5 protein-coding genes and 1 pseudogene are annotated in these 6,063 nt (G+C 67.1%); 1 reads left to right on the plus strand and 5 read right to left on the minus strand.

Annotated features, from left to right (window positions below):
• Nucleotides 1–68: 68 nt before the first annotated feature.
• Nucleotides 69–287, plus strand: a pseudogene (locus ACFE7K_RS15345) (prolyl oligopeptidase family serine peptidase); the annotation flags it as partial.
• A 374-nt stretch (nucleotides 288–661) separates the two neighbouring features.
• On the opposite strand, the gene ACFE7K_RS15350 reads toward ACFE7K_RS15345, so the two are convergent.
• The 5 genes from ACFE7K_RS15350 to ACFE7K_RS15370 all read right to left on the minus strand — a co-directional run.
• The gene (locus ACFE7K_RS15350; RefSeq protein ID WP_375399071.1) at nucleotides 662–1,405 is read right to left on the minus strand and encodes an ABC transporter permease; all 744 of its coding nucleotides are present in this window, start codon (nucleotides 1,403–1,405) and stop codon (nucleotides 662–664) included.
• A 14-nt stretch (nucleotides 1,406–1,419) separates the two neighbouring features.
• On the minus strand, nucleotides 1,420–2,352 hold the full coding sequence (locus tag ACFE7K_RS15355; protein ID WP_375399067.1) for an ABC transporter ATP-binding protein: 933 nt from the start codon (nucleotides 2,350–2,352) through the stop codon (nucleotides 1,420–1,422).
• Between the two features lie 93 nt (nucleotides 2,353–2,445).
• Entirely contained in the window at nucleotides 2,446–3,183 is a 738-nt protein-coding gene (locus ACFE7K_RS15360; RefSeq protein WP_375399068.1) for a DsbA family protein, read from the minus strand.
• Nucleotides 3,180–4,523: a M48 family metalloprotease gene (locus tag ACFE7K_RS15365; protein ID WP_375399069.1), complete on the minus strand. Its 1,344-nt coding sequence runs from the start codon at nucleotides 4,521–4,523 to the stop codon at nucleotides 3,180–3,182. Before ACFE7K_RS15365 ends, ACFE7K_RS15360 begins: the two co-directional genes overlap by 4 nt.
• Before the next feature lie 97 nt (nucleotides 4,524–4,620).
• Nucleotides 4,621–6,063: ribonuclease E/G (locus ACFE7K_RS15370; protein ID WP_375399070.1), on the minus strand; the 1,443-nt coding region annotated here is incomplete at its 5' end.

A 6,063-nucleotide genomic window follows, 5' to 3' on the forward strand; every position in this document is an offset into this window, starting at 1 on the left:
TTGAACCACATCCCAACAACCTTGGGAATCCACCTTATGGGCCTGGACCCTAGGGCTGGCATCGCGCCGGTATCCACGCGAACAAGCCACGCGCGCATGAAGACTTGATCGCGTGCGGCGAGCGGCTGGTGGCACTCGGCTATGCTACGCCGAAGAGGCTCGGCATCTTTGGGGCGAGCGCCGCCGGCCTGTTGATCCCGGCAACCGCGCTGAAGCGGCCCGATCTGTTCGCGGCTGTGGTTCCGCGCGTCGGCATCGTCAACGCCAGGGGCTGGCGCGGCCAATAACGGCCAGAATCGATTTGGCGAGATGGGCGACCCAACCTCGACGCCGGTTTCAAGGCGCTCGCCGTGCAGGATTCGACCCTGCTGCTGCCCAAGGCGACCGGCGGCACCGATTCTTCTTCACCATCGGCCTGAACGACAAGCGCGTCGATCTGTGGATGTCGGCAAGCTGGTGGCGATGATGCGCGCCAATGGGGTTACCGGCACCTCGTCCTGATCCGCTCGGACAGCAAGGCCGGGCACGGCATCGGCTCGACCAGAGCCTGGAGGAGCGCGCGGATCTTTGCCTTCTTCCTCAACCGCTTTGACATGCCGGGGTTCGTGAAGTAAGGAGGCGCCGTGGTAAAGCCGCGCCGTCACCGGGCTCGGTGCAGAGCCTAGTTCTTCAGCCGATACCCCGTTTGGAAAATCCACGCGATCACTGCCAGGCATCCGATCAGGAACGCCAGCGTCGCCGCCAAGCTAACTGCGATCGGTACGTCGCCCTGGTTGAAGAAGGTCCAGCGGAAGGCGCTGATTAGATAAACCACGGGGTTGAACAGCGTGATAATGCGCCATGGCGGGGCCAACATGTCGATCGAATAGAACGCGCCGCCCAAAAAGGCGAGCGGCGTGACCAGCAGCGCCGGCACGAAGTTCAGCTGCTCGAAGCCCTTTGCCCAGATGCCGATGATGAACCCGAACAGGCTGAACGCCACGCTGGTCAGCAGCAGGAACGCGACCATCGCCAGCGGATGCGCGATCGGGATCGGCACGAACAAGGCGGCGGTGCCGAGGATGATGAACCCCAGGATCACCGACTTGGTCGCCGCCGCCCCGACAAAGCCGAGCACCATCTCCATCGAGCTGATCGGGGCCGACAGCAATTCGTAGATCGTGCCCGTGAATTTGGGGAAGTAGATGCCGACCGAGGCATTGCCGATGCTCTGCGTGAGCAGCGACAGCATAACCAGCCCGGGCACGATGAAGCTGCCATAGCCAACCCCACCGACATGGCTGATGCGCGATCCGATCGCGCCGCCGAACACGATGAAATACAGGCTGGTGGTGATCACCGGCGTGACCAGGCTCTGCCACAGCGTACGCAGCGCGCGCGCCATCTCGAAACGATAGATCGCCATCACGCCGCGGACGTTCACTTCGCCCCCTCCCCGACCAGATCGACGAAGATGTCCTCCAAGCTCGACGTCGAGGTCTCCAGGTCCTTGAACCCTATCTTCATTTCGACCAATTTCTGCATCAGCCCGGGGATATCGTTGCGATCGGACTGAGTATCAAACACATAGCGTAATATCCTGCCATCGTCTTCCAGGCTCAATCGCCAGTCGCCCAGCGCGGCAGGCACCGCCACCAGTGCTTCGCTGAGCGCGATGTCGAGCTTGCGCTTGCCGAGCTTCTTCATCAGCGCGGCCTTCTCGTCGACGACGAGCAGCTTGCCCCCGGCAATCACGCCGACGCGGTCGGCCATCTCCTCCGCCTCCTCGATATAATGGGTGGTGAGGATGATCGTCGTGCCCTGGGCGCGCAGCCTGTGGACCAGCTGCCACATGTCGCGGCGCAAGGCGACGTCGACCCCCGCGGTCGGCTCGTCGAGGAACAGGATGTCGGGCTCGTGGGCCAGCGCCTTGGCGATCAGCACGCGGCGCTTCATCCCGCCCGACAGCTCCATGATCCTGGCGTTGCGCCTGTCGTACAGCGACAGGTCCTTCAGCACCTGGTCGATATGGCCGGCATGCGGGGGGTAGCCGAACAGCCCGCGGCTGAAGCGGCAGGTCGACAGCACGGTCTCGAACATGTCGGTGGCGAGTTCCTGCGGCACCAGTCCGATCTGGCGGCGCGCGCGCGCGGGCGCATGGATCGCGTCATGACCGCCGACGGTGATCGTCCCCGTACTGGGCGTGACGATCCCGCAGATGATGCTGATCAACGTCGTCTTGCCCGCGCCGTTGGGACCGAGCAGCGCGAAGATCTCGCCCTTGTCGATGTCGAGGTCGACCGCATGGAGCGCGCGGACGCCCGAGGCATAGGTCTTGGAGACGCCGCGGACGCTCAGGATCGGTTCGGTCATCATGTTCCTGGAGCTGGAGAGGGGAGAAATACGGCACGCGACCATTGGCGGTCTTGTTTGCCGTACTCTTCCTTCACGGGCGTACGGCAAGCGTCACTTCCCGCGCGCCTCTGCCACGGCGGCGCGCAACTCCTCGATCGGCATGATCCCCGACAGCACGTGATCGCCGATCACCCAGGAGGGCGTGCCGGTCATCCCCAATGGCCGCATCAGCGCAAGATTGGCCTTGATCGCCTGGTCAACGTCGGGCGTGGCGGCCGCCGCCTTGACCCTGGCGGGATCGAGCCCGGCGGCGCGGATCGCGGCCTCCATGCTCTGCTCGGTCAGCGGGCCGCCGGCGTAGAGCGCGTCGTGCAACGCCTTGTAGCGCCCGGCGCGCGCGGCGACGATGGCATAGCGCGCGGCAGTCTCGCTTTCCGCGCTGAGCACCGGCAGTTCGCGATAGACGATCTTTACGCCGCGATCGGCGGCGATCAGCTGACCGATCAGCGGCAGGCTGGCGCGGCAGTAACCGCAATTGAAATCGAGATACTCGACGACCGTCACGTCACCCTTGGCGTTGCCGGCCCAGGCGCTGCCGATGGGGGTCAGGATGGCGGCGCGGTTGACGGCGATGACCTTGGCGGTCTCGCGTTCGCGCAGCCGGTCCATCGCCTCGGGAATGATCTCGGGATGCGCCAGGACGTAATCGTGGACCACGGCCTCGACCTGCGCCCGATTACCGCCGGCCGCGCCGCCGGTCGCCAGCCACATTCCCCCGGCGCCGACCAAAGCGGCAAGCGCCGCCACCGCCAGCAAGATCGCGGGCGCCGCCGCCGACCGCCCGGTCACCGTTTCTTCTTCTTGTCGTCCAGTTCGTTCTGGCCGGTCAGCGCGATGTCCTGCGCGCGGATCCAGTCGGGCGTATTGGGGGGGATGCCGGCCATTGCGGCGCGCGCGCTCATCACCGCGGTGCGGCTGTCTCCGGTCATGCTGGCACGCTCGGCCGTGGCAAGTGCCGCCCGCGCGGTGTCACCGCGAAGCTCATAGACGGTGCCGAGCTGATACCAGGCGAAAGGATTGTCATCGTCCTTGTTGACCGCGATTCGCAGCACGCGCACCGCTTCCGGATAATTGGCCGGATCCTCCGTCGCGATCAGCGCATGGCCATAGGTGGTGACGATCAACGGCGCGTAGCGCGTCAGCTCGCTTGCCTCGCGCAGCGGAGCGAGGGCGTCGCGCGGGCGGCCTGCCTCGAGCAGGATCTGTCCGCGGATCTCCAGGAAATAGGGGTCGCCGGGCAGGGCCTTCAGCAGCGCGGCGGTTTCGGCGTCGGCCTTGTCGGGATATCCCGCTTTGTGCCAGGCATAGGCGCGGGCATAATGCGCATAGATCGACTGGTCGCTCTCGGGATAGACGGTCAGTGTCTGATTATAGGGCGCGACATAGCCCATCAGCTTGGCCTTTACGCGCTTGAACCGCTCTTCCAGAGCCGCGTCGGGCGGCTTGTCCCAGGCCGGGGACGCGCGCAGGTCCGCGGTCAGCGTGGTGATGCGTTCGGTCGACAGCGGATGGGTCTGCGCATAGGGATCGATATTGGCCAGGCCGTAGCGATATTCCTCGTTGGCCAGCTTCTTGAAGAAGCTGAGCATGCCCCTGCCGCTGATCCCGGCCTGGCGCAGGAACTTGGCGCCGGTCGCGTCGGCGGTCGCTTCCTGGACGCGGGTGAAGGCCAGCGCCTTGCCGGTCGCGGCGGTCTGCCCGGCGGCCAGGATGCCGGCGCCAGCATCCCCCGAGCCCGCGGCGATCGCCGCCAGGCCGAGCACCAGCGAGAGGATGGAAATGCCCATCGCCGGCCGATATCCGGCATCGGCCAGCACGATATGACCATCCGCGATGTGGCCGAGTTCGTGGGCGATGACACCCTGCACCTCATTGGCGTTGTCCGCGGCGCGGATCAGCCCCGAATGAATATAGACGGTCTGGCCGCCCGCGACGAACGCGTTGATCGCATCGTCGTTGATCAGGATTACCCGGACATTGGCCGGCGACAGGCCGGCGGCCAGGATCAACGGCCGCGACATGTCGCCGAACATTGCCTCGGTTTCGGCGTCGCGCAGGATTTCCTGCGCGGCGGCCGGTTGCGCGACGGCCAGGATCGTCGCGGCAAAGGCGGTCAGCCAGCGCTTCATCGCCGAACCTCCGGCCGATCGGCATGGCGTCGCGACCCCGCGCCCGGGCCTGCGCCCAGGGAAGGCAGGATCCGGCACAGCAGGGTCGCGACGATCGTCAAGCGCCGAACGTCCGTTGCCACCAGCCACGCCGTGGCGTCCCCTCCGCGTCGGGATCGGTATCCGCCTCGACGTCGATATCGGTGCCGGACGCTTCCGCGACAGGCGCTTCCGCCGACGTCGGGATGGCAGCGCCGAGCGTTTCGGCATCGGGCGCATCCGCGTCGTTGGCCGGCAACGGCGCCGCGGGCGTTGTCGCCGGGACATCTGCCGGAACATCAGCCTGGACGACGCTTTCCGGATCAGCCGCTTTCCGTCGCGACGTCCGAGCCTTGGGTGCGGCTTGCGCACCCTCGGCGACCGGCTCGGGCGTCTTGCGGCGTGAGCGCTTGGGCTTCACCGCTTCCTCGGCGATGGGCGCCGGGGTTTCGGAAAGGGCCGGAGCTTCGGGGTCAATTGTTGCCGGCCTGGCGTCGTCATCGGTCCTGTCGTTACCCAGATCGTTGCCCCGATCGTCGGCCAGCCGCGCACGCGGCCGGCGGCGCGCCCGCTTGGGGGCCGCCGTCTCGGTTGCAGGGCGGCTATCCGCATCGACCGTGACCGCCACGTCGGGATTGGCGGGAACCGCGATCACCGGCCCCGAATCGCCGGCATCGGCGACCTCGGCATCGGCGACCTCAGCTACCGGGGGAAGGCCGTCGCCGCGCCGTCCGCGCCGGCCCCGCCGTCCGCGGCGCGGCCGCGGCGCCTCTCCGCCGGTCTCGGCATCGCCGGCCACGATCGCGTCGATGGCGGCGTCTTCGTCGAGCGGCGTTTCGCCGTCACCGGCGGCGTCGTCCGCGCCCTCATGGCCGATCGGCGCACCACCGTCGGGATTGGCGCGAACGCGCCGCCCGCGCCGCCGCCGCCGCCGCTTGCGGCCGCCTTCGCCGTCGGCATCCGGTTGGTCGGGCAATCGATCGCGCGAAGCGACATGCACGGTGCGCTCTTCCTCGTCCTCGAAATCCTCCTCGTCCTCGGCAATATCGTCGATCGGCTCGTCCTCCTCGTCCTCGACGAGTACCTCGAAACGGGGCGCATGGGCCGGCGGCGGGCCGCTTGCCTCGACCGACATCCGCGCGCCTTCCTCCTCGCCGTCCGAGAATATCTCGACGGTGACGCCGTAACGGTCCTCGATCTCGGCGATGTCGGGACGCTTCTTGTTGAGGACGTAGAGCGCCGCCTCCTGGCTGGCACGCAGCGTCAGCAGCGACCCGCGCCCGCGCGCCGCCTCATCCTCGATCAACCGCAGCGCGGACAGCCCCGCCGACGATGCGGTACGCACCAGCCCGGTGCCCTCGCAATGCGGGCATTGGCGGGTCGACGCTTCAAGCACGCCGGTGCGCAGCCGCTGGCGGCTCATTTCCATCAGCCCGAACGAGCTGATCCGGCCGACCTGGATGCGCGCGCGATCGTTCTTCAGCGCCTCCTTCATCGCCTTTTCGACCTTCCGGACGTTGGA

The sequence above is a fragment of the uncultured Sphingomonas sp. genome, assembly GCF_964244265.1.
Classification (GTDB): Bacteria; Pseudomonadota; Alphaproteobacteria; order Sphingomonadales; family Sphingomonadaceae; genus Sphingomonas.

Coding starts and splice junctions, on each gene's coding strand:
- ACFE7K_RS15350 (WP_375399071.1), bottom strand. CDS start 1,405: ATGGCGATCTATCGTTTCGAGATGGCGCGCGCGCTGCGTACGCTGTGG.
- ACFE7K_RS15355 (WP_375399067.1), bottom strand. CDS start 2,352: ATGACCGAACCGATCCTGAGCGTCCGCGGCGTCTCCAAGACCTATGCC.
- ACFE7K_RS15365 (WP_375399069.1), bottom strand. CDS start 4,523: ATGAAGCGCTGGCTGACCGCCTTTGCCGCGACGATCCTGGCCGTCGCG.